Below are 22859 nucleotides of genomic sequence, written 5' to 3' on the forward strand. Positions count from 1 at the left end.
ATGTTTACGCCGGTTATTTTGGCAATCGATGAAGGGACGACGAACGCCAAGGCGATTGCCGTCGATGAGCGGGGGCGCATTCTGGCTAAGGCGGCAGTCGCTTTGCAGGTGACGCACCCGCAGCTGGGCAGAGCCGAGCAGGACGCGATGGCGATCTGGCATGCGGTTTGTCAGGCGGCAGAAGCCTGTCTGTCGTCATTACACCGGGCTCAGGTGGTGGGCGTGGCGATCAGTAACCAGCGTGAGTCGGTGCTGATTTGGGACCGGCGAACCGGAAAGCCGCTGACGCCGCTGGTCAGCTGGCAGGATCGCCGCGCCGAGAAATTCTGTCAGGCATTGCAGGGCAGTGCAGAGGCGCGTCTGATCGAATCCCGTACCGGGCTACAGGTCGATCCGCTTTTTCCCGCCGCCAAACTGCACGCCATGCTGTCGGAATTACCGGACGGTGTCGCTCGGGCGATGCAGGGTGAGTTGTGCATCGGAACAGTGGATTGCTGGCTTAACTGGCAGTTTAGCGGTGGGCGAGCGTATTCCACCGACTATTCCAACGCGGCAAGAACCCAACTGTTCAATATCCACCGCGGCTGCTGGGATGAGGATCTGCTGGCGCTGTTCGGGATTCCCAGCGTGTGCCTGCCTGCCGTCACGCCGTCCTCGGCGTTACATGGTCACACCGGCGTGACGGGCATCAGCGGCCTTGCCGCTGGCGTACCGATTGTGGCGCTGATTGGTGACTCTCATGCAGCGCTGTACGGGCAGGGCATCACCCAAAGCGGTGAAATCAAGGCGACATACGGCACCGGCTCGTCGCTGATGACTACCATCAACACGCCGCATCAACAGGCCGCAGGGCTTAGCACCACGATTGCCTGGCACGATGGCGAACTGCGCTACGCACTGGAAGGCAACATTACCCACACCGGGTCGGGATTTGCCTGGATTGGTCAGATGCTGGGCATCCCTTCTGTTACGCAACTTACCGAGTTGGCGCTCAGCGCCGAGTCTAATCAAGGCGTCTTTTTTGTTCCTGCGTTATCCGGGCTGGGCGCGCCCTATTGGGATGTGCAAGCGCGTGGCCTGCTGTGTGGATTATGCGATGCCACCACGCCTGCCATCATCGCCCGTGCAGGACTGGAAGCCATCGCGTACCAGATTGCCGACGTCTTCTTTGCGATGGAACAGGCATCGCAGGCCGCATTACCCGCGCTACGCGTTGACGGCGGCGCGACACAAAACCGCTGGCTGATGCAGTTTCAGGCCGACCTCTTGCAGCGCCCGTTGATTCGCAACCATAACGCGGAAGTGTCGGCGCTGGGAGCGGCTTATCTGGGCGGGAAAATGCTGGGGTGGTGGGAGCACAACGAACAGGTCGCCGCGCTGCCCAGAGAAGTGGAGGTCATCGAACCGTCGACGACAAACCACGGGGTTTTGGAGAGCTATCAACAGTGGCGCACGGCGGTAGCGCGTGCACGCCTGCGGCCCGAGCCATAACCATTTTTAACCATAACCATTTTTAGCAGTAAGAAATGTTAGCAGTACGAACCTATCCGATACGAAAGAAAAGATAAGCAGCTCAATACCATCAGAAATCAATGAGGTGACTTTTATGGCAACGTATAACTACCCTAAATTTGGTGCCGGTTTGTGGCATTTTGCGAATTATATCGACCGCTACGCGGTGGACGGCTATGGCCCAGCATTGAGCACGATCGATCAGATCAAAGCAGCGAAAGAGGTCGGCGAACTTTCCTATGTCGACTTGCCTTATCCCTTCACGCCGGGCGTGACGCTCAGCGAAGTGAAAGATGCGCTGAAAGATGCGGGACTGAAGGCGATTGGTATCACGCCAGAAATTTATCTGCAAAAGTGGTCGCGCGGTGCTTTTACCAACCCCGATCCTGCGGCCCGAGCGGCGGCGTTTGAATTAATGCACGAATCTGCGGGCATTGTGCGCGAACTCGGCGCGAATTATGTCAAAGTCTGGCCGGGTCAGGATGGCTGGGATTACCCGTTCCAGGTCAGCCATAAAAACCTGTGGAAGCTGGCGGTGGACGGCATGCGCGATCTGGCGGGGGCTAACCCCGATGTGAAATTCGCTATCGAGTACAAACCGCGTGAGCCGCGCGTGAAAATGACCTGGGATTCTGCCGCGCGAACGCTGCTGGGTATTGAAGATATCGGGCTGGATAACGTCGGCGTGCTGCTGGACTTCGGGCATGCGCTGTATGGCGGCGAATCACCGGCCGATTCCGCCCAATTGATTATCGATCGCGGTCGTCTGTTCGGCATGGATGTGAACGACAACCTGCGCGGCTGGGATGACGATCTGGTGGTCGGCACCGTGCATATGACCGAGATCTTCGAATTTTTCTACGTGTTGAAAATCAACAACTGGCAGGGTGTCTGGCAGCTCGATCAGTTCCCGTTCCGTGAGAACCACGTTGAGGCGGCACAGCTGTCTATCCGTTTCCTGAAACACATCTATCGCGCGTTGGACAAGCTGGATATCCCGGCGCTTCAGGCGGCGCAGGAAGCGCAAAATCCGTTACAGGCGCAGCGGATTGTGCAGGATGCGCTGCTGTCATCCATTAACGTTAACGAGTAATCACGCCACGATTCGTCAGGCACGGAGCAGGGGAAGCATTCCGCGCCTGACGTTACTCTTATTGCTCACCACGAGTGGTGAGTACGTTAGATCAACGTCTCAGCGGTTAATCGATCGGTAATCAATACATCAACGTAGTGCCCGGTTAAGGCACCGCGAATCGCGGCACTTTTCTCGACGCCGCCCGCTAACGCCACCACGCGCGGACACTGACGCAGCTGTGGCAGCGCCATACCAATCACCGGATCTTCATCGTCCTGCAACACCGGTTCGCCTTCCGCGTTGTAATAATGCAGGCATAAATCGCCTACGGCACCGCGTTCGGCCAGCTGTTGCAACATCGCTTCGTGATAGTAGTTACCGGAGTTTTTCAGCAGTTGCGAGGGCTCCAGCACGCCAATACCGACAAGCGCCAGACTCACCTCGCTGAATTTATCAACCACGCTGGAAACCTCATCGCTGGTCACCAAACGGGCGCGATCTTCCACCGATCGTTCGATACTCTGCGCGGGCAAAAGGTAAGCGGGGCAACTGAGCTGATTGGCTAAGGTTTGCGTCAGGATCGTCGCCTGCACATTACCATTCGGTCCGACGCCGCCCAACAGTTGGATGACGCCCTGAGCCTTGACGCTTTGCGGATGCAGGCTGTCCACCATCGCCCGTAGCGTGCTGCTCCAGGACGAGATACCAACCAGATCGTCAGGGCGGATACTGGTTTGGACGTAGTGGGCGGCCGCAGAGCCAATCGCCTGCTTGATTTGCGCCAGTGTAGCGTTATCGGCGACATCCACCACGATAGCCTGATCGATGCCGTAGCGCTTTTGAATCGCCGCTTCCAGCCCCATGAACATGTTCGGGGGTTGAATTACACTGATTTTGACCACACCTTCTTTAACACAGCGCGTGATAGCGCGGGAGACAAAAGACTGTGACAAATGGAGTGAGGCGGCAATTTCTGCTTGTTTCATCCCTTCGCTATAATAGAGCGTAGCGATCTTGACCAATAATCGCTGTTCGTCCTGCTTTGACATGACTTTTCCCCTTGCTGACTTGCTGCTGTCATTTTTATTCAGCACAGAATAAATAACAAGCGCAGACGGCAGCGGAGCACGGTTCTTGTTTTTGACTTTTGTACAGTGGAAGTGTGGTGATAAGTGCGGCGACAAAACATCGGGTTGACGCCGTGATTTCCCTGTCTGCGCCGGACATGGTAATTTAATGGGGTTTGTCGCCAAAATTTGGCATAATTCATCCGGTTACTGGATATCACAGGAAGGACAATGTGAAATATTTGCTGATTTTTTTACTCGTGCTGGCGATATTCATCATTTCTGTCACACTGGGTGCGCACAACGATCAGGTTGTGACATTTAACTACCTGCTGGCACAGGGGGAGTATCGTATCTCCACACTGCTTGCCACGCTGTTTGCCCTGGGTTTTGCCCTTGGCTGGGTTATCTGTGGTCTGTTTTATCTGCGTCAGCGCATTGCGCTTGGCCGTGCACAACGTAAAATTAAGCGTCTGGAACAACAGCTTTCTACCTCCACCGAGGAGAACGTGGCGCCAGTGCAGACGGTCACCCACTAAGGAATTCTCTCTATGTTAGAACTGCTGTTTCTGTTGCTGCCCGTGGCCGCCGCGTACGGCTGGTACATGGGTCGCAGAAGTGCGCAGCAGGACAAAGAGCAGGAATCCAACCGCCTGTCCCGAGAGTATGTCACCGGGGTTAACTTCCTGTTGTCCAATCAGCAGGATAAGGCGGTTGAGCTGTTCCTCGACATGCTCAAGGATGACAGCAACACCTTTGAAGCCCACCTCACGCTCGGCAACCTGTTCCGTTCGCGCGGCGAAGTTGACCGTGCGATTCGCATCCATCAGGCGCTGACCGAAAGCGCATCGTTAACCTTTGAACAGCGCCTGCTGGCGGTGCAACAGCTGGGCCGTGACTATATGGCCGCAGGGCTGTATGACCGCGCCGAAGAAAGTTTCAACCAGTTGGTGGATGAAGAAGATTTTCGACGCAGCGCCTTGCAGCAGCTCTTGCAGATCCATCAGGCGACCAGCGATTGGCCGACGGCGATTGATGTGGCGGAAAAACTGGTCAAGATGGGAAAAGACCAGCTTCGCGTGGACATCGCGCATTTTTACTGTGAATTGGCGCTGTTGGCGATGGGCAGCGACGATCTGGATAAGGCGCTAACGCTCCTGAAAAAAGGGGCGACGGCGGACAGTCAGTGTGCCCGTGCGTCTATCATGATGGGTCGCATCTACATGGCGCAGCAGGATTATTCACGCGCCGTGGAAGCCTTGCGACAGGTTCTCGAGCAGGATAAAGAGCTGGTTAGCGAAACGCTGCCGATGCTGCAAGAGTGCTATCAGCATTTAGATAAGCCTTTGGATTGGGCGAATTTCCTCAGACGCTGCGTAGAAGAAAATACCGGTGCGACGGCGGAATTGATGCTGGCCGACATCCTCGAAAGAGAAGAGGGGGCCGAGGTGGCACAGGCTTATATTAACCGCCAGCTTCAACGCCACCCCACGATGCGCGTGTTCCATCGCCTGATGGATTTTCACCTGCATGAAGCGGAAGACGGACGAACAAAAGAGAATCTGCAGGGATTGCGTGACATGGTCGGCGAACAGATTCGCACTAAGCCCCGCTATAGCTGCCGCAAATGTGGTTTCACGTCGCAATCGCTCTATTGGCAATGTCCTTCCTGCCGCACCTGGGCTAGCATCAAGCCGATCCGTGGGCTCGACGGCCAGTAACGTTTCACGATATCGAGCTGATGTTGTTTTAGTGCATTTTAGTTACAACATACTAATAACTACATGTGATTTCGGTGCCAGCCAGCGTCTTTAATCGCATTGGTCTTCAGGCGGCTGGGATTTCAGGGGCGGGGCATGTAGAATGCGGCGGGAATTTTGGCTTCGCAAGAGACTGGGTGACGAATGAAAAACGAGAATCTACAGCAAGAGAATCAAACGGTATCCTCCCCGATTGTGGTCGCGCTGGACTATGCCAGTCAGCAGGCGGCGCTGTCGTTTGTTGACCGTATCGATCCGCAGGATTGCCGTTTGAAGGTAGGCAAAGAGATGTTTACCTTATTTGGCCCACAGTTCGTGCAGACGCTACAACAGCGCGGCTTTGATGTGTTTCTCGATCTGAAATTCCACGATATTCCGAACACCGTCGCTCACGCCGTTGCGGCCGCCGCCGATCTTGGTGTGTGGATGGTAAATGTCCACGCCAGCGGTGGCTCACGCATGATGACAGCGGCGAAAGAATCGCTAGTGCCGTTTGGTAACGATGCACCGCTGCTGATTGCCGTGACCGTGTTAACCAGCATGGACGAAGACGATCTGCGCGGGCTCGGCATTACCGTCAGCCCGGCGGAGCAGGCGGAACGACTGGCGGTGTTAACGCATAACAGCGGGCTGGATGGCGTGGTGTGTTCCGCGCGTGAAGCGCAGCGGTTGAAGCAGGTATGCGGACAGGCATTTAAGCTGGTCACACCGGGCATTCGTCCCGCTGGCAGCGACGTTGGCGATCAGCGCCGCATCATGACGCCGGTTCAGGCGCAGCAGGCTGGCGTCGATTATATGGTGATTGGACGTCCGATCACCCAATCGGCGGATCCGGCACAGACGCTGCGTGAGATTCGCGCTTCATTGTTAAACGGTGCGGCATCATGAGCCTGCGTCGCGACGAGAATAGCCAACTGGTGTACTCCACAGAAACCGGACGAATTAAGCCGGAAGAAGAACGCGTCGTTCGGCCAAAAGGTGATGGCATCGTGCGTATCCAGCGTCAGACCAGTGGACGTAAAGGAAAAGGCGTATGTCTGATTAGCGGTCTCGATCTTGACGATGCTGCACTGGATAAGTTGGCGGCTGAATTGAAGAAAAAATGCGGCTGCGGCGGGTCGGTGAAAGACGGCGTGATCGAAATTCAGGGAGATAAACGCGACCTGCTAAAACAGCTTCTGGAAGCGAAAGGCATGAAGGTTAAGCTGGCTGGCGGCTAAAGGATATAAAGATAAAAGCAGCAGGTTTACTCCCGTGAACCTGCTGCTCACGAATTCGTTATTTATCGACCTGACGGCCAATCAGCCCGCCGATAGCGGCACCGCCCAGCGTTCCTAATGTTCCGCCATCCGTTAAGATAGCCCCACCGACTGCACCCGCACCGGCACCAATCGCGGTATTACGGTCACGTTTGGACATGTTTGAACAGCCCGCGAGCGTTACAGCAAGCGTAATGGCAAGCGCGGCTGTCGCAAAACGTTTGTTTAATTTCATTTTATTCCCCTTTCTGCTCTTGGCCTCACGTTTCTTGTGAGGAAAATATCGAACAACGTGCTTTTTACGGTATTAAATAAAGAAACCGGCCTTTTACTGCTTGATGACAAGTATAATCATCGGAAAAAACTGCAACAGGTAAAAACTCTTAATTCCCCAGCGTTATGTTAACGATAGCAACAATTGATAAAGCTGGCTGTTTTTTGCTCAATTATGTGGGGTGTCTCTTTCTTTTTCCCATAGCAGAACACCGCTAGGTCTTTAGCGATTTAGCCCATAGCGACCAGCTCGTCAGGCCGCGAAAATGGTGTCATCGCGCCGAGGGGAGGCTGATATGTTAGAAACGCTAAAAAAACAGGTGTTGGACGCCAATCTGGCCTTGCCGCAGCACAATCTGGTGACGTTTACTTGGGGAAATGTCAGCGCGGTCGATCGACAGCGCGGCCTGATGGTGATCAAACCTTCCGGCGTGGAATACTCAGCCATGACGCTGGAGGATATGGTTGTCGTTGAGCTGGAAAGCGGCAAAGTGGTGGAGGGGACGAAGAAACCGTCGTCAGATACCGATACCCACCGCGTGCTGTATCTGGAATTTGCCGAGATCGGCGGTATTGTGCATACCCATTCCCGCCATGCCACGATCTGGGCGCAAGCGGGCAAAGATATCCCCGCCTGGGGAACGACGCACGCGGACTACTTTTATGGTCCTATTCCCTGTACGCGTCTGATGGCAGATGCGGAAATCAACGGACGCTATGAGTGGGAAACGGGCAGGGTGATCGTCGAAACCTTCCGCCAGCGTGGCATTTCACCGGTGGATGTTCCTGCCGTATTGGTTAACTCGCATGGTCCCTTTGCGTGGGGGAAGGATGCAGACAACGCGGTGCACAACGCGGTTGTTCTGGAAGAGCTTGCCTATATGGGGATTTTCTCACGCCAGCTAACGCCTCAGTTGGGCGAGATGCAGCAAACGCTGTTGGATAAACACTACTTACGCAAGCACGGTAAGAACGCGTATTACGGACAATAAACCGCAGCGATTTCTTCCTCATGCCCTTTAAGACACGAGCGCCGTCAATGCGGCGCTCGTGTTATTTGTGGGGCTTGATGACCTCGCTCCTGAACGGCACAAGCTCCGTGCTAAATTCTTAAGGGTGGCCGCCAGCATAAAAATCCCTCCGCGAGGGAGGGATCGAAGGGGTTACGCCAGTGGCGTTTAAGGCTGAGCGCCGTCTCGTAAGACAATGGGGCTCTCTTTTGCCGTTGGGACATCGCTATTCATTGCACGACGAATGACGAAGAAGGCGGAAATTAGCATTGTCACCGCAACCAGCATGAAGAACCCGCACAGTGCGGCGTTGATCTGATTACTGAAGACGATGGTTTCCATGTCTTTAATCGACTTGGCTGGTGCAATCAGCGTGTTCTGTTCAATACCCGCCGCGAAGCGTTTTGCCTGAGCCAGAAAGCCGATGCTCGGTTTTTCATGGAAGATTTTCTGCCAACCTGCCGTCATCGACGTAATAAACAGCCAGACGGTAGGCACGATAGTCACCCACGCATAGCGCTGTTTCTTCATCTTAAACAACACCACGGTGCCGAGAATCAACGCCATCGAGGCCAGCATCTGATTACCGATACCGAACAGCGGCCAGAGCGTGTTGATGCCGCCGAGCGGATCGATCACGCCCTGATAGACGAAGAACCCCCAACCGGAAACGGCAACGGTTGTACCGGCCAAATTCCCAAGCCAGGAGTGGCTGTTCGCCAGTCTTGGAATCACAATACCGACCAGATCCTGCACCATGAAACGACAGGCGCGCGTCCCGGCGTCAACGGCAGTTAGGATGAACAGGGCTTCAAACAGAATCGCGAAGTGATACCAGAATGCCATCATCGCCCGGCTGTTAAAGATTTCGGTGATGATGTAGGCCATACCCACCGCGAAGGTCGGCGCACCGCCGGCGCGGGAAAGAATAGAGGCTTCGCCAACGTCATGGGCAATCGTGCTCAATTCCTGCGGGGTAATCACAAACCCCCAGCTATTGATGGCCTGCGAGGCGCTCTCAACCGTGGTGCCGATCAAGGCGGCCGGTGAGTTCATGGCGAAGTAGATACCCGGTTCGATAACCGAGGCACAAATCAGCGCCATAATCGCCACGAAGGATTCCATCAACATTGCGCCATAGCCGATGAAGCGGATATGGCTTTCACGTTCAACCAACTTCGGCGTGGTGCCGCTGGAAACCAGCGCATGGAAGCCGGAAATCGCGCCGCAGGCGATGGTGATAAACAGGAAGGGGAACAGCGTACCGGAGAAGACCGGGCCGGTGCCGTCAATAAAACGGGAAACGGCAGGCATTTTCATTTCCGGCATGGCAAACACAATACCGAAAGCCAACCCGACAATGACCCCGATTTTCAGGAACGTAGAGAGATAATCACGCGGTGCCAGCAGCAGCCAAACGGGCAGGACTGAGGCCACGAAGCCGTAAATCACCAGAATCCAGGTGAGCGACGTGCCTTTCAGCGTGAAGAACGGCCCCCAGTAAGGGTGTACCGCGATGTTACCGCCGTAGACAATCGCCAGCATCATCAGTACAAAGCCGATGATAGACACTTCAGCGATTTTGCCCGGACGTAAAAAACGCATGTAAATGCCCATGAAGAGCGCGATAGGGATGGTGGCGACAATGGTGAACAATCCCCACGGACTTCCTGCCAGCGCTTTAACGACGACCAGTGCCAGCGCCGAGAGAATGATGATCATCACGCCCAGCGCGCCAAGCATGGTGATAATACCCGCGAACGTGCCCAGTTCCTGTTTTGCCATCTCCCCCAGAGAACGACCGTCTCGGCGGGTTGAGATAAATAGCACCAGAAAATCCTGCACGGCACCCGCCAGCATGACGCCGACCAAGATCCAGATCGTACCGGGGAGGAAGCCCATCTGTGCGGCGAGAATCGGCCCAACCAGCGGCCCGGCTCCGGCGATGGCGGCGAAGTGGTGGCCGAACAGGACCCATTTATTGGTGGGAACGTAATCCAGACCGTCGTTATGACGCTCCGCCGGTGTCAGTCGGCGATCGTCGAGCTCAAAAACTTTTTTGGCGATAAACAGGCTGTAAAACCGATAGGCGATGCTGTAACACGATACCGCCGCGATAACCAACCACACGGCATTGACGTGTTCACCGCGGCTTAGCGCCAGCGTGGCGAACGAAAAGGCGCCCGCCAGGCCGACTAGCAGCCAGATCACAATGCTCTTTACGTTACTCATAACAACGGCTCCTTCGTTATTCAGAAAAGGTATACCGTAATACTTCAAGCTGCATGTGCGTTGGCTTCTCTTACTCACCCCAGTCACTTACTTGTGTAAGCTCCTGGGGATTCATGCGTTTGCCGCGTTACGAGACTCATAATGAGCCTCGCCCTCGCGGGCCAATGCTTTGCATTGTTCAAAACGTCAACGTTTTGTCCTGCAACTCGAGTTATTTGGGGTATATAGCGCGGGTGTTAATGCAATTTAACAATAGTGGGTTTAATGGCGAAGAGAAGGGAATGGGGTGAGAAAATGTGAGCGAAGGTGAATTTCTGTAAAGAAATTTAAAGAGCAAACAATGGCTAACGTGCTGATGCGGTAAAAATGTGAAGCCCTGCAAGGGATAAGCAGGGCTTGTGTACTGAAGACAAAACCTTTCTTAGGGCAGGACGTTCCCAGCAGCGCGGTAAATTTCGTACCATTCTTCGCGGCTGAGCGACAGGGTAGACGCTGCCGCGATGTCACGGATACGCTCCGGACTCATGGTGCCGATAATCACCTGCATCGCGGCAGGGTGACGCAAGATCCACGCGGTGGCAATCGCGGTATTGGTGACGCGATGTTGTTCGGCGATGCGATCAAGGGTGGCGTTCAGCTTAGGGAATTTCTCGTTATCGAGGAAAACACCGTCAAAAAAGCCGTACTGGAAGGGCGACCAGGCCTGAATCGTCATGGTATTCAGACGGCTGTATTCCAGAATCGCACCATCGTGATTCACCGATGCCGGGTTCGTCATATTCACGTTAAAGCCGGCATCAATCATACCCGTGTGCATGATGCTGAACTGCAACTGGTTGGCGATCAGCTGTTGGCGTACGGATTGCTTCAGCAGCTCAATCTGCAACGGATTCTGATTACTGACGCCGAAATGGCGCACTTTTCCGCTGCTTTCCAGCTCATCGAAAGCGGCCGCAACTTCATCGGGTTCGAACAGCGAGTCCGGGCGGTGCAGCAGGAGCGTATCAAGATAGTCCGTTTTTAAGCGTTTCAGGCTACCTTCGACGGACGCGATGATGTGCGCCTTAGAGAAGTCAAAAAAGCCCTGACGAATGCCGCATTTGGATTGCAGAAAAATGGATTCCCGGCGGATGGCAGTCTTCTGTAAACCGGCGGCGAAAATCTCTTCTGACAGACCTGAGCCATAGATATCGGCGTGATCGAAGAAATCGATGCCTGCTTCGACGGAAGCATTGAGGATGTCAGCCGCTTCACTCGTGCTTTTCTTCGCCATTCGCATACAGCCCAACGCAATGTTGGAAGCCTGTATCGCGGATGTACCGATTGTCATTTTCTTCATCGTGAACACTCCTGTTATGAGGGTTGCATGCCGCCGAGATGGCTCGGCGGCATGGCACTTAGGCGGCAGGTTTTGCCACGATGCTGCGGGTTTCCAGACGCACTTCAGCGATAACCACGTCCAGCGTATCACCCTGACGATAAACCACGTCGCCTTTCACTGAGAGGGTGCCCATTTCCTGACTGCACACCAGCTCATCGCGCACAGCGTGGATAAAGGAGGACGGGATAAATACTACTGCGCCGTTATCCAGCAGGCGAACGCGCAGGCCACCGCGTGTGACGTCAATGATTTCCGCATTGAAGCGCACATCGGTACCCGCTTTGTCGCTGAGGTAGCGAGCGTACAGCCAGTCGCCAACATCACGCTCAGCCATACGATTAAGACGGCGGCGTTCGGCCAGTTGTACCGTGACGTCGTCCTGCGGTTTTTCCGCAGCCTGTCCGGTGATAACCGCTTTCAACAAACGGTGGTTCACCATGTCGCCGTATTTACGGATCGGCGATGTCCAGGTAGCGTAGGCTTCCAGCCCCAGACCAAAGTGTGGCCCCGGCGTGGTGCTGACTTCCGCGAAAGACTGGAAGCGGCGAATGCGGCTGTCCAGGAACTGCGTCGGCTGGGCATCCAGCTCGCGGCGCAGCGTACAGAAGCCCTCCAGCGTCAACAGCGCTTGCGCGTCAGCTTGAACACCGTGGGTATCCAGCACGGCAACCGCTTGTTCGATCGAGGCAGGATCGAAGCCGTTATGCACGTTATAGATGCCGAAGCCCAGCTTATCGCGCAGCACAATGGCCGCACAGACGTTGGCCGTAATCATGGATTCTTCAACGATACGGTTGGCGATGCGGCGATGTTCAACCACGATATCCAACACATCGCCTTTCTCACCCAGCAGGAAGCGGTAATCCGGGCGATCTTTAAATACCAGCGCGTGGGTGGTGCGCCATTCGCTACGAGCCAGACAGAGGCGGTGCAGCAAACGAATTTGTTCAGCAATCGCGTCGTTTTGCGGCTGCCATTCGCCTTGATTTTCCAGCCAGTCAGAGACGTTGTCATACGCTAACTTGGCTTTGGATTCGATCCAGGCAGCAAAGAAGTGAATGTCGTCACCCAGCGCACCGTCGGCGGCAATCGTCACGCGGCAGGCGAGGACAGGGCGACGCTCATCCGGGCGCAGGGAACAGATATCGTCCGACAGCGGGCGCGGCAGCATCGGGATATTAAAGCCAGGCAGATAGTTGGTAAAGGCGCGCTGGCGTGCAATGTTGTCCAGCTCGCTACCTGCCGCGACATACGCGGTCGGATCGGCAATCGCGATGGTTAATTGCAATGAACCATCGTCGTTTTCCTGTACGTACAGCGCATCGTCCATATCTTCGGTGCTGGCACTGTCGATAGTGACGAAACTTAATGCAGTGAGATCTTCACGGACGAGTTCGCCATCATGGCGCTCAGTCGCTTCAACCTCTGGGGCCGTGCGCTCCAGATTATGACGTGACAAGGTTACCCACCACGGCACCAGCGGGTCATCGCCTGTCGTAATGTACTGCGTCAGTTCAGCATGAAATCCACGGTCGCCCTTCAACGGGTGACGGCGCATTTCGGCTACGGCCCAATCGCCTTCCTGAAAATCGTGCGTGACATCGCGCGCGGCGCGGCAAGGGATGGCATCTTTCAGCAGCGGGTGGTCAGGCGTAATGGATAAGCGGTCGTCTTTTTTATGGATGCGCCCAACAAATCGGGTAAGGAAGGGTTCGATCAGCGTTTCTGGCTCGACAATTTCCCGCTCTTTTTCCGTATGCAGGGTGGCGGTAATCCGGTCACCGTGCATCACTTTTTTCATGTGCGGAGGGGGAATGAAATAGCTTTTTTGTCCGTCAGCTTCAAGAAAGCCAAATCCTTTATCGGTTCCTTTGACGACACCTTCAACACGCGGTGTCTGAGAGTGAAGTTGCTGTTTTAGCTGTGCAAGCAGCGGATTATCTTGAAACATAGCGTCCAGAAATACAGTTGTGAGTAGCTCAATTAGCAACTCACAGTTTTACTCGAATCGGGTGCTGGCGGCAAGAATAATCGGGGGTAGCGTGGGTGCCGAACGGCAGCAGAAGCGCGGAGAAATCCGAGTAAAGTCAACGCTGATTGGAATGTATCCACCTGCCGTGCACGCGACTGATTTCACGGCACGACAGCGTCGTTTATGTTTATGCGTTGCCGCCTACTGAGCAGGTTCTTAGGCTATACGCAGCAGAGATTCCGCTTGCGTACTGCGACGAACAATAACCGGCACCGATTTAGAGGTCGGCGTGTGCGTTTCATCCCCAAAGCTGGACAGCGGCACCAGCGGGTTGGTTTCTGGGTAGTAGGCTGCCAGATTGCCGCGCGGAATCGCGTAGCTCACCAGCTTGAAGCCGTTGACGACACGCGTAATACCGTCATTCCACAGTGTTTCGATATCGACCAGATCGCCGTCTTCCAGCCCCAGCGCGCTGATGTCATCCGGATGCATGAACAGCACTTCCCGCTGCCCGTACACGCCGCGATAGCGGTCATCCAGACCATAAATCGTGGTGTTGTACTGATCGTGTGAGCGCAGGGTTTGCAGCGTAAAGGGCACATCGCTGCCTTGTAGCTGCGGAAACAGCGTATCGGGCAGCGCGGCATGGCTGAATTGCGCTTTCCCGTTGAGGGTATTGAAGTGCAGTTCAGCCGCGGCGTTACCGAGATAGAATCCGCCCGGCAGGTCGCAGTTGGCATTAAAATCGGTAAAGTTGGGAATCGTCGCGGCGATATGGTCACGAATACGTGAGTAATCGTCCGCCAGCGCCAGCCAGTCGAGCTTTTCATGACCGAGCACCGCGTTGGCAATCCCGGCCACAATCGCGGTTTCCGAGCGCTGCAACGGCGAAAGCGGCTGCCCGACGCCCTGTGACGCATGTACCATGCTGAAAGAATCTTCGACGGTAATAAACTGCGGGCCGCTGGCCTGCATATCGAGATCGGTACGGCCGAGTGTCGGCAGAATCAATGCATCGACTTTGCCGGTCACCAGATGACTGCGGTTGAGCTTGGTGCTGATGTGCACCGTCAGGTCGCAGCGGCTGAGCGCTTCTTCGGTGCGTGCCGAATCCGGTGCAGCGGCGGCGAGGTTACCGCCCAGCGCGATCAGCACTTTTATCTCATCACGCAGCATCGCTTCCAGCGCTTCTACCGTGTTGTGGCCTGCGGCGTAAGGCGGTGTGAAGTCATAATGTGCGGCCAGACGATCGAGAAACGCAGCCGTCGGTTTCTCATCAATCCCCATGGTGCGGTTGCCCTGCACATTGCTATGGCCGCGTACCGGACACAGCCCCGCGCCCGGTTTCCCCAACTGCCCGAACAGCAGTTGCAGGTTCACGATTTCCCGCACGGTGGCGACGGAATGTTTGTGCTGGGTAATCCCCATCGCCCAGGTACAAATCACGCGCGGCGACTGCTGATAAATCGTTGCCACATAGCGTAGCTGCGCTTCGCTCAGGCCGGACTGTTGTTCGATTTTCTGCCAGCTTGTGGCGTCGACAACGGCAAGGTACTCGTCCACCTGTTGGGTATGCGTGGACAAGAAATCCTGATCGAATAAGCCCGTTTCCCCAGCGGACAGGCGCTGGCGATGCGTTTCCAGCAGCGCTTTTACCATGCCGCGCACGGCAGCCATATCGCCGCCCAGATTGGGTTGCAGGTAGGTTTCACTGATGGTGCCGGACAGCGGCGTGAGCAGCTCCAGCGGGTTCTGCGGGTTGGCAAAACGTTCCAGACCGCGCTCGCGTAACGTATTAAAAGAGACGACGTGCGCACCGCGATCGGCGGCATGGCGCAGGCTGTGCAGCATGCGTGGGTGATTGGTGCCAGGGTTCTGCCCGAAGACGAAAATCGCGTCAGCGTGTTCGAAATCATCCAGCCGGATAGTACCTTTACCGACGCCGATACTCTGTTTCAGACCGATTCCGCTAGCTTCATGACACATGTTCGAGCAGTCAGGAAAATTGTTGGTGCCCAGCATGCGGCCAAAAAGTTGATACAGATAAGACGCTTCGTTGCTGGCACGGCCAGACGTATAAAGCTCCACCTGATTAGGGTGTGCCATGTTACCGATATGGTGAGCGATCAGCGCAAACGCCGCATTCCAGTCGATAGGGACATAGCGATCGCTGGCACGGTCGTAGCGCATCGGGTGGGTTAAGCGGCCCTGGTACTCAAGGAAATAGTTACTTTGCTGACGTAGCGTCGTGACGCTGTGGGCGGCGAAAAAATCCAGATCGACCGCTTTGCGCGTCGCTTCCCAACTGACCGCTTTCGCGCCGTTTTCACAGAAGCTGAACGTGCTGCTGTTGTCATCACCCCAGGCACAGCCGGGGCAGTCAAATCCTTTCGATTTATTGACCCGCAACAAGTTTCGGATATTTTTCAGCGCTTGCTTGCTGTCGAGAACAAAGCGCGTGGTGGCTTCCAACGAGCCCCAGCCGCCAGCCGCATTGCGGTATGGCTTGATGGATGGTTTGAATTTCATAGACGTTCCGCAGGTGATGATGTTTTTTTTATGTGAACAAAATTTTAAATATTTGCTCTTGAGGAAAGTTTAGGTGCCGTCGGCGATCGCGTCTAATCAAATGCGGCTATGGTGGGATAGAGGCGGTTTATCGGTATATACTCCGGGCTTACCCACTACAGAGTCTGACGATGGATATTAAGCAACTGCAATACCTGTGCAATCTGGAGAAAGAGCGCCATTTTGGCCGGGCAGCGGAAGCCAGTTTTGTCAGTCAGCCAACGCTCTCCATGCGGTTGAAAAATCTGGAGCGGGAGCTGGATCTGGCGTTAATCAATCGGGGTAACAATTTTGAAGGCTTTACCGCCGAAGGTGAACGCGTGCTGGCCTGGGCGCGGGAAATCGTCTCGGTTTATCAGGGATTAAAGCTGGAAGTCGCGTCGCTGAAACGCGGTGTGAGCGGCGTATTACGCATCGGCGCGGTGCCGCAAAGCAGTATCGCGCTGTCAAGCCTGCTGGCGGCGGTGAACAAAGTTTACCCGCAGCTGGATTTTCAAATCTCGCTGTTCAGTGCGGATCAGTTGCTGGAGGCGCTGAATGCCCATTCGGTGGATGTCGGCATCGGCTTTTTTGAGTTTTCGACGCTACAGGAGCTGCACTTTCAGGCATCGCCGCTGACGGAGCAGGGCGTTGATCTGTTGTTCCATCCGCACCATTTCCCGCAGATGGTAGGGGATACACCGCTGCCTCTCGCTGCGCTTTCTGAGGTTCCGCTCTGTCTGGCGGAGGCCAGCCGCTACTTCCGTCGCTATCTGGACAGCCATTTCCGTGAAATGGGCATCTCGCCGTGGGTCAAGGTGGAAAGTTCTTCTGTTCTGCAACTGATCCAAAGTGCTTATGTCGGGCTTGGATGCGGCATTGTGCCCAACGGCAGCCTGATCCCGGACATGACGCCTGCATTAATGCTGCGGCCGCTGCAATTTCCGCCGATGCGTCGTCGTGCGGCTGTTGTTGTCGCCCAGGCTGGCCGAGCGACGCCGCTGGCGCAGAACTTCTTTGACGCGGCGCAGGTGTGGTTGCAGGATCAGTCGTAAAGGCTTTCATCCTGTATCGGCGCCACTGATTTACTGGCGCGCAGCCGTCTTACGGACTGGCGAACCACCAGCGTACCGTTTAGTAGCAGATTTCCTAGAGGGGCTTCGGGGCGGATCAGGCGATATTGCAACAGCCTGACGGCCTCTTCGCCCAGCGCCTCACGCGGCACATGTACCGATGTGAGCGGGACGTCGTGAATGGCTGACAGATTGAATCCATCCATACTCATCACCGAGACATCTTGCGGCACGCGCAGTCCTGCTTTGGTCAAAGCATTGACCACCCCGACCGCAATGAAATCACCGCCTGCGAGAATAGCCGTAGGCCATTTATCTTGCGGGCAGCGGGTTAAAAAGGCCGTCATTGCCTGTTCGGCATCCGTCGTGCTGAAATTATCCAACGCCAGTAAATTGTCCTCAGAGGAAAACGGCAGATTATGGTGCTGGTAGGCATCCCGAATCCCGTCCAGACGCAGTTCCATCGTGTAGCGACGCAGGCACAGCAGCGTCAACACGGTATGGTGCCCTTGCTCGAAGAGATAGTGGGCGGAAAACTCGCCTATCAAACGGTGTGCGGGGGCCACACCCGGCAATCGCATCTTACGATCGATGCAGTTAATCAATATGCAGGGTTTACCGCTGTCCGCCGCCAGCGCGTGAATATAGGGATCGTCGATGCCAATCAGCAGCGCCGCTTCCGTGGCCGGATCGCGCATTTTGTCTAAAAATAGCGCCGCATCGCTGTCATTTTCCTCCAGCCCGCAGTAGCGCACTCGCACATCGTGTGGTTTCAGGGCATCAATGATGCTCTGTACCACCTTGTGGTAGAAGATGTCGGACCGAATATCAAAAGCGCGCGGTGGGGCGAAGATAGTGAGTCCGTTCAGGAGCAGACGGCCGTTGGCGAGATCGGCCAGTACGCCGCACTGGCGGGCGCAGTTGAGAATGTCTGCTTTTGCTTGCTCGCTGGTATTGGACTGACCAGATAGCACGCGTGAAACCGTACTGATCGAGTAGCCGGTCCGCTGCGCAATTTCGCGTATTTTCAGGTTTCCTTTCATTTTGTGATCCCGTTCACCTTCAAAAATGACAAAGTTTTCATAGCTATCTGTTACCTGTTTTCAGGCGCTATAAGCAGGGTTTTGTCTGCATTTTGACCATAGCATGAAAATGTTTTCAAAAAAGTGAGTGTTTCACGATTTTCAATTGTTCTACTCTCGATTTGGTAAACCAATTTCAGTGGTTAGAGGCAGTAAAACAGGATTTAACTCAATAAATACAATGATATGAAAATGGTTTGATTGTTCGATAGGCTATAAATACAAAAATGCCGTCGAGATATCAGACCAATGTAACCCTACTTTCCTGTAAAGGAGTCACCATGAGTCTCGACATCAATTCGTCCTCCATCGCTACCAAAGGTAAACGGACATTCAGAAACCTGCGCTGGTGGGTGCTGAGCCTGTTCCTGCTCGGCGTTACCGTGAATTACATCACCCGTAATTCGCTGGGCATTCTGGCACCGGAACTGAAAACCAGTATGGGCATTACCACCGAGCAATATTCCTGGATTGTCGGTGCATTCCAACTGGCCTATACCATTTTCCAGCCGATTTGCGGCTGGTTGATCGATGTCATCGGTCTGAAAATGGGCTTTATGATCTGCGCGGTGATCTGGGCGCTGATGTGTATCTTCCACGCGGGTGCGGGAAGCTGGTTGCACCTGGCGATCTTGCGTTTCTTTATGGGCGCGTCAGAAGCGGCAGCGACACCGGCGAATGCCAAAACGCTGGGCGAGTGGTTCCCTAAAAAGGAACGCCCGATTGCGGCAGGGTGGGCCGGTGTCGGTTTCTCTATCGGTGCGATGCTGGCACCGCCGATTATCGTTGTGGCGCATGCCTATCTGGGCTGGCAGGGTGCGTTTATGTTCACCGGTGGGTTGGCGCTGCTGTGGGTGGCGCTGTGGTGGTTGTTCTACCACAACCCCGAAGATCACCCGAATTTAAGCCGAGAGGAGCTGGATTTCATCCGTCAGGACAATGAGGCGCCTCCGGTCAAACTGCCTTTCTTCACCGCACTGAAAACGGTCTCAAAAAACAAACGCTTTTACGGTATCGCGATTCCAGCCTTTATGGCGGAGCCCGCGTGGGCCGTGCTCAGCTTTTGGGTGCCGCTCTATCTGGCGAATGAACGCGGGATGGATCTGAAACAAATTGCGATGTTCGCGTGGCTGCCGTTCCTTGCCGCGGATCTCGGCAGCGTTGCCAGCGGTTACCTCACCCGGCTCTACGTTCGCTGGTTCGGCTGCTCGCGTGTCAACTCGATTGTGGCGAGTTCGGTTACGGGCGCGTTTCTCATGCTGTCGCTGGCGCTGGTCGCCGTCAGTAAAGATCCGTGGGTGGCGATTCTGCTGATTTCCATCGGTGGGTTCGGCCATCAGGTGATTTCCTGCATGTTGAGCGCACTGGTGGTGGAATCGTTCGATAAAGGGCAGATGGCAACCGTGAACGGGATGCGCGGTTCATTTGCCTGGATTGCCAGCTTCCTGTTCTCGCTGCTGATTGGCGTCACCGCCGACAAAATTGGGTTTAACCCGCTGTTTGTCGCGATGGGCTTCTTCGATCTGATCGGTGCCATTTTCCTGATTGCATTTATAGCTGAACGTCGTGGGAAAACGCGGTCGCAGGCATAACGGCTCATTTATTTTTTCCTGAAAAGGACGCTGTATGAAAACGTTGAAAAATTGGGTGTTCCGCCATCAGAGCGCTGACCATGTTGAGCTGCTGGTGGACGACAAGCATGTGTTTCGCCTGTACGTGCTGGAACCGATGCTGGCTCGCGTGCTGGTTAAACAGCATGGTGAGCTGAAGCTGAACCGCACCTGGAGCATTGCGCCGCAGCAGGATGTCCCCTGGCAGGGACGCCGCCGCGAAAGCAGCGATGGTTTCAGCCTGCCGGGATTCTCGCTGGAACAACTGGACGATGCGCTGCGTATCAGCACCGCGCGGATGCGCATTACGATTCATCAGCCGCTGTGGCTGGCATGGGAGTACCTCAATGAACAGGGGGAATGGCAGCCGTTTGCCGCCGATCGCCCCACCAGCGCCTACCTGTTGAATCCACACGGTGACGGCGTGGCGCACTATCAGCGCCGTTTCCCAACGGAGCGTTATTACGGTCTGGGCGAGAAGGCGGGCGATCTGGAGCGCACAGGACGCCGGTTTGAGTTCCGCAATCTGGATGCGATGGGCTACAACGCGGCGAGCACCGATCCGCTGTATAAGCATGTTCCCTTTACCATTACTCGGCGTGACGATGTCAGCTTTGGCCTGTTTTACGATAATCTGAGCACGACCTGGCTCGATCTCGGCAATGAAATCGATAACTATCATCTGGCTTATCGGCGCTATCAGGCGGAGGCGGGCGATCTCGATTATTACCTGTTCATCGGGCCGCGTGTGTTGGATGTAACGAAAGCGTTCGTTCGCCTGACGGGGAAAACGCTCTTTGGGCCAAAGTGGAGCCTCGGCTACAGCGGTTCCACCATGCATTACACCGACGCACCGGACGCGCAGCAGCAACTGATGAAATTTATCGCGCTGTGCCGAGAGCACAACATTCCGTGTGATTCGTTCCAACTCTCCTCGGGCTACACGTCGATCAACAATAAGCGCTATGTGTTTAACTGGAACTACGACAAAGTCCCTCAGCCGGAGGTGATGTCGCAGGCCTTCCACGATGCGGGCCTCAAGCTGGCTGCCAATATCAAACCCTGTTTACTGCAAGATCACCCGAAATATGAAGAAGTGTCGGCGCAGGGTCTGTTTATCCGCGATTCCGAATCCGATGCACCAGAGCGTTCCAGCTTTTGGGACGATGAAGGTTCGCACCTTGATTTCACCAACCCGGCAACGGTGGCGTGGTGGCAGGAGAACGTCACCCGGCAGTTGTTGGAGAAAGGGATTGATTCAACGTGGAATGACAATAACGAATATGAAGTCTGGGATGGCGAAGCCCGCTGCCACGGATTCGGCGAAACGATGGCGATCAAACATATCCGCCCGCTGATGCCGCTGTTGATGATGCGCGCCTCGCTGGAGGCGCAGCAGCGCTTTGCGCCGACGCTACGTCCTTATTTGATTTCGCGTTCCGGCTGTGCGGGAATGCAGCGCTATGTGCAGACCTGGAGCGGCGATAACCGCACCAACTGGCAGACGCTGCGTTACAACACGCGGATGGGAATCGGGATGAGCCTGTCCGGCCTGTTTAATGTCGGGCACGACGTCGGCGGGTTTTCGGGCGATAAGCCGGACGCCGAGCTTTTTGTGCGCTGGGTTCAAAACGGCGTGATGCACCCGCGTTTCACCATTCATTCCTGGAATGACGACCATACGGTGAACGAACCGTGGATGTATCCCGCGGTAACGCCTGCGATACGTAGCGCCATTGAGCTTCGTTACCGTCTGCTGCCGTATTTTTACACCTTGCTGTGGCAGGCCAGTGCGGACGATGAGCCGATGCTGCGCCCGACGTTCCTCGACCACGAGCAGGACAGTGCGACGCTGGCAGAAACCGACGATTTCATGCTGGGACGAGACATTCTGGTCGCCAGCGTAGTGGAAGCGGGGCAGCGCCAGCGCACGGTGTACCTGCCGGCGAATACGTCAGGCTGGTACGATTTTCATTCCGGCCAGTGGTTCAGCGGCGGACAGACGATTGTGCTGGATGCCCCGCTGGAGCGCCTTCCGCTTTTGGTCCGCGCGGGCGCGATGATCCCGCTGGCGGGGCGAACGGCACACGTCAGCCCACATGAAGATGATCAGCGTGAATTCCTGCTCTTCCCGCCTGTCGCTGGCGGCACGGACAGCGGGCTGCTGTTTGAAGATGATGGTGAGACGTGGCAATGGCGTGAAGGAAACGCGCTGTGGCTGCGCTGGGAAATCCGCACGGATAGCCAACGGATTGACGTGACGTTTACATCGGAAGGGCGGTATCAGCCCGCCTGGCGACACGCGACGCTACGCCTGCCGGCGGGCGAGCAGCGTCATCTGTACATTAACGGCGTTCGTACGACGACCTATCAACACCAATAATCGTTTTATTTCTTCCTGTTGCGCCCCGGTATTATTGTTTACCGGGGCGTTTTTTTATTGCTAACTAAAAACCACGTCCTGTGGACGTGGTTATCGGCTTGGTTTTGGCTCTGCCTGCAAAAACCTCCCCATGCCAAAATCCCTATCTGTTGTCCCCACAACTGATAAGGAGATTAAACATGAGCAGGTTTCAAAAAGCTTCCCACGTGCTGTGGCATTGTCAATATCATATCGTTTGGACACCTAAATGCCGCTTCCGAATACTAAAGGGTAATGTAGGCAAAGAAGTCTATCGGCAAATCTGGATCCTAAGTGAACAGCTAAAAATTCAGATAGTTGAGTTAAATGTGCAAATAGATCATGTGCATCTGTTGGTAAAAATACCGCCGAAGCTATCGTGACCTGCTCCCAGTTGATTAGTACACCCCGATGTTAGTAATGTCTTCATAAGCCACATGAGGACATCCCCATGAAGAAGCGTTTTTCCGACCAACAGATCATCAGTATTCTCCGCGAGGCTGAAGCCGGGGTATCCGCCCGTGAACTCTGCCGCAAGCACGCCATTTCCGATGCCACGTTTTACACCTGGCGTAAGAAGTATGGCGGTATGGAGGTGCCTGAGG

At 55.1% G+C, this 22859-nt stretch carries 18 protein-coding genes and 1 pseudogene; 12 read left to right on the top strand and 7 right to left on the bottom strand.

From position 1 onward, the window contains the following. Together Q3A88_RS05250 and Q3A88_RS05255 are read left to right on the top strand one after the other, a co-directional pair. Nucleotides 1-1491, top strand: coding sequence for an FGGY-family carbohydrate kinase (locus tag Q3A88_RS05250; protein WP_317177545.1), 1491 nt, complete (start codon nucleotides 1-3; stop codon nucleotides 1489-1491). A gap of 115 nt (nucleotides 1492-1606) precedes the next feature. After that, on the top strand, nucleotides 1607-2605 hold the full coding sequence (locus tag Q3A88_RS05255) for a sugar phosphate isomerase/epimerase family protein (protein WP_010276669.1): 999 nt from the start codon (nucleotides 1607-1609) through the stop codon (nucleotides 2603-2605). Between the two features lie 86 nt (nucleotides 2606-2691). On the opposite strand, the gene Q3A88_RS05260 is transcribed toward Q3A88_RS05255, so the two are convergent. Next, the gene (locus Q3A88_RS05260; protein ID WP_014915716.1) at nucleotides 2692-3636 is read right to left on the bottom strand and encodes a sugar-binding transcriptional regulator; all 945 of its coding nucleotides are present in this window, start codon (nucleotides 3634-3636) and stop codon (nucleotides 2692-2694) included. A 251-nt stretch (nucleotides 3637-3887) separates the two neighbouring features. Here Q3A88_RS05260 and Q3A88_RS05265 point away from each other — a divergent pair, with 251 nt between their 5' ends. The 4 genes from Q3A88_RS05265 (at nucleotide 3888) to yciH (ending at nucleotide 6634) form a co-directional block, all read left to right on the top strand. Beyond that, nucleotides 3888-4193, top strand: a complete 306-nt coding sequence (locus Q3A88_RS05265; protein ID WP_010276674.1) for a LapA family protein — start codon at nucleotides 3888-3890, stop codon at nucleotides 4191-4193. Between the two features lie 12 nt (nucleotides 4194-4205). Continuing rightward, nucleotides 4206-5375: a lipopolysaccharide assembly protein LapB gene (gene lapB, locus Q3A88_RS05270; protein ID WP_014915715.1), complete on the top strand. Its 1170-nt coding sequence runs from the start codon at nucleotides 4206-4208 to the stop codon at nucleotides 5373-5375. A 183-nt stretch (nucleotides 5376-5558) separates the two neighbouring features. Next, on the top strand, nucleotides 5559-6302 hold the full coding sequence (pyrF, locus tag Q3A88_RS05275; RefSeq protein ID WP_317177536.1) for an orotidine-5'-phosphate decarboxylase: 744 nt from the start codon (nucleotides 5559-5561) through the stop codon (nucleotides 6300-6302). Further along, nucleotides 6299-6634 (top strand): stress response translation initiation inhibitor YciH, encoded by a 336-nt coding sequence (yciH, locus tag Q3A88_RS05280; RefSeq protein ID WP_039288973.1) that lies wholly within the window; start codon nucleotides 6299-6301, stop codon nucleotides 6632-6634. Before pyrF ends, yciH begins: the two co-directional genes overlap by 4 nt. A 58-nt stretch (nucleotides 6635-6692) precedes the next feature. Here the strand turns inward: yciH and osmB are convergent, their stop codons facing one another. Beyond that, nucleotides 6693-6908 (bottom strand): osmotically-inducible lipoprotein OsmB, encoded by a 216-nt coding sequence (osmB, locus tag Q3A88_RS05285; RefSeq protein ID WP_010276685.1) that lies wholly within the window; start codon nucleotides 6906-6908, stop codon nucleotides 6693-6695. Between the two features lie 334 nt (nucleotides 6909-7242). Between osmB and araD the strand changes: the two genes are divergently transcribed. After that, nucleotides 7243-7938 carry an L-ribulose-5-phosphate 4-epimerase gene (araD, locus tag Q3A88_RS05290; RefSeq protein WP_039503289.1) on the top strand — a complete coding sequence of 232 codons (696 nt, stop codon included), beginning with the start codon at nucleotides 7243-7245 and terminating at the stop codon, nucleotides 7936-7938. Nucleotides 7939-8124: 186 nt separating this feature from the next. On the opposite strand, the gene Q3A88_RS05295 is transcribed toward araD, so the two are convergent. The 4 genes from Q3A88_RS05295 to Q3A88_RS05310 form a co-directional block, all read right to left on the bottom strand. Continuing rightward, complete coding sequence (locus Q3A88_RS05295) at nucleotides 8125-10188, bottom strand: carbon starvation CstA family protein (protein ID WP_317177537.1); 2064 nt, start codon at nucleotides 10186-10188, stop codon at nucleotides 8125-8127. 421 nt (nucleotides 10189-10609) lie between these two features. Then, entirely contained in the window at nucleotides 10610-11527 is a 918-nt protein-coding gene (locus tag Q3A88_RS05300) for an aldo/keto reductase (protein WP_317177538.1), read from the bottom strand. Between the two features lie 58 nt (nucleotides 11528-11585). Continuing rightward, a complete protein-coding gene (locus Q3A88_RS05305) occupies nucleotides 11586-13520 on the bottom strand; it encodes an exoribonuclease II (protein ID WP_317177539.1) in 1935 nt (644 codons plus the stop codon). Nucleotides 13521-13757: 237 nt separating this feature from the next. After that, nucleotides 13758-16070 carry an FdhF/YdeP family oxidoreductase gene (locus Q3A88_RS05310; protein WP_233991113.1) on the bottom strand — a complete coding sequence of 771 codons (2313 nt, stop codon included), beginning with the start codon at nucleotides 16068-16070 and terminating at the stop codon, nucleotides 13758-13760. A gap of 170 nt (nucleotides 16071-16240) precedes the next feature. On the opposite strand from Q3A88_RS05310, the gene Q3A88_RS05315 reads away from it, so the two are divergent. Then, the gene (locus Q3A88_RS05315) at nucleotides 16241-17143 is read left to right on the top strand and encodes a LysR family transcriptional regulator (RefSeq protein ID WP_233991114.1); all 903 of its coding nucleotides are present in this window, start codon (nucleotides 16241-16243) and stop codon (nucleotides 17141-17143) included. Here Q3A88_RS05315 and Q3A88_RS05320 read toward each other — a convergent pair. Continuing rightward, complete coding sequence (locus tag Q3A88_RS05320; RefSeq protein ID WP_317177540.1) at nucleotides 17134-18204, bottom strand: LacI family DNA-binding transcriptional regulator; 1071 nt, start codon at nucleotides 18202-18204, stop codon at nucleotides 17134-17136. The two genes, Q3A88_RS05315 and Q3A88_RS05320, sit on opposite strands and share 10 nt — an antisense overlap. A 320-nt stretch (nucleotides 18205-18524) precedes the next feature. Here Q3A88_RS05320 and Q3A88_RS05325 point away from each other — a divergent pair, with 320 nt between their 5' ends. From Q3A88_RS05325 to Q3A88_RS05340, 4 genes and pseudogenes are all read left to right on the top strand, one after another. After that, nucleotides 18525-19835: an MFS transporter gene (locus tag Q3A88_RS05325; RefSeq protein WP_014915704.1), complete on the top strand. Its 1311-nt coding sequence runs from the start codon at nucleotides 18525-18527 to the stop codon at nucleotides 19833-19835. 34 nt (nucleotides 19836-19869) lie between these two features. After that, entirely contained in the window at nucleotides 19870-22236 is a 2367-nt protein-coding gene (locus tag Q3A88_RS05330) for a glycoside hydrolase family 31 protein (protein ID WP_317177541.1), read from the top strand. Between the two features lie 179 nt (nucleotides 22237-22415). Next, a pseudogene (gene tnpA / locus Q3A88_RS05335) lies at nucleotides 22416-22634 on the top strand (IS200/IS605 family transposase); the annotation flags it as partial. A gap of 71 nt (nucleotides 22635-22705) precedes the next feature. Further along, nucleotides 22706-22859: transposase (locus Q3A88_RS05340; RefSeq protein ID WP_275158932.1), on the top strand; the 154-nt coding region annotated here is incomplete at its 3' end.

This window comes from Pectobacterium sp. HCp5_1 (genome assembly GCF_032905925.1).
In the GTDB taxonomy this organism is placed as follows: domain Bacteria; phylum Pseudomonadota; class Gammaproteobacteria; order Enterobacterales; family Enterobacteriaceae; genus Pectobacterium; species Pectobacterium brasiliense_A.

What these genes read in the sequence shown, in the direction of transcription:
- Q3A88_RS05295 (WP_317177537.1), bottom strand. Translation starts at nt 10,188, where the DNA reads ATGAGTAACGTAAAGAGCATTGTGATCTGGCTGCTAGTCGGCCTGGCG.
- Q3A88_RS05260 (WP_014915716.1), bottom strand. Translation starts at nt 3,636, where the DNA reads ATGTCAAAGCAGGACGAACAGCGATTATTGGTCAAGATCGCTACGCTC.
- Q3A88_RS05255 (WP_010276669.1), top strand. Translation starts at nt 1,607, where the DNA reads ATGGCAACGTATAACTACCCTAAATTTGGTGCCGGTTTGTGGCATTTT.
- Q3A88_RS05315 (WP_233991114.1), top strand. Translation starts at nt 16,241, where the DNA reads ATGGATATTAAGCAACTGCAATACCTGTGCAATCTGGAGAAAGAGCGC.
- Q3A88_RS05320 (WP_317177540.1), bottom strand. Translation starts at nt 18,204, where the DNA reads ATGAAAGGAAACCTGAAAATACGCGAAATTGCGCAGCGGACCGGCTAC.
- Q3A88_RS05310 (WP_233991113.1), bottom strand. Translation starts at nt 16,070, where the DNA reads ATGAAATTCAAACCATCCATCAAGCCATACCGCAATGCGGCTGGCGGC.
- Q3A88_RS05305 (WP_317177539.1), bottom strand. Translation starts at nt 13,520, where the DNA reads ATGTTTCAAGATAATCCGCTGCTTGCACAGCTAAAACAGCAACTTCAC.
- Q3A88_RS05250 (WP_317177545.1), top strand. Translation starts at nt 1, where the DNA reads ATGTTTACGCCGGTTATTTTGGCAATCGATGAAGGGACGACGAACGCC.
- osmB (WP_010276685.1), bottom strand. Translation starts at nt 6,908, where the DNA reads ATGAAATTAAACAAACGTTTTGCGACAGCCGCGCTTGCCATTACGCTT.
- Q3A88_RS05330 (WP_317177541.1), top strand. Translation starts at nt 19,870, where the DNA reads ATGAAAACGTTGAAAAATTGGGTGTTCCGCCATCAGAGCGCTGACCAT.
- Q3A88_RS05300 (WP_317177538.1), bottom strand. Translation starts at nt 11,527, where the DNA reads ATGAAGAAAATGACAATCGGTACATCCGCGATACAGGCTTCCAACATT.
- pyrF (WP_317177536.1), top strand. Translation starts at nt 5,559, where the DNA reads ATGAAAAACGAGAATCTACAGCAAGAGAATCAAACGGTATCCTCCCCG.
- yciH (WP_039288973.1), top strand. Translation starts at nt 6,299, where the DNA reads ATGAGCCTGCGTCGCGACGAGAATAGCCAACTGGTGTACTCCACAGAA.
- araD (WP_039503289.1), top strand. Translation starts at nt 7,243, where the DNA reads ATGTTAGAAACGCTAAAAAAACAGGTGTTGGACGCCAATCTGGCCTTG.
- Q3A88_RS05325 (WP_014915704.1), top strand. Translation starts at nt 18,525, where the DNA reads ATGAGTCTCGACATCAATTCGTCCTCCATCGCTACCAAAGGTAAACGG.
- lapB (WP_014915715.1), top strand. Translation starts at nt 4,206, where the DNA reads ATGTTAGAACTGCTGTTTCTGTTGCTGCCCGTGGCCGCCGCGTACGGC.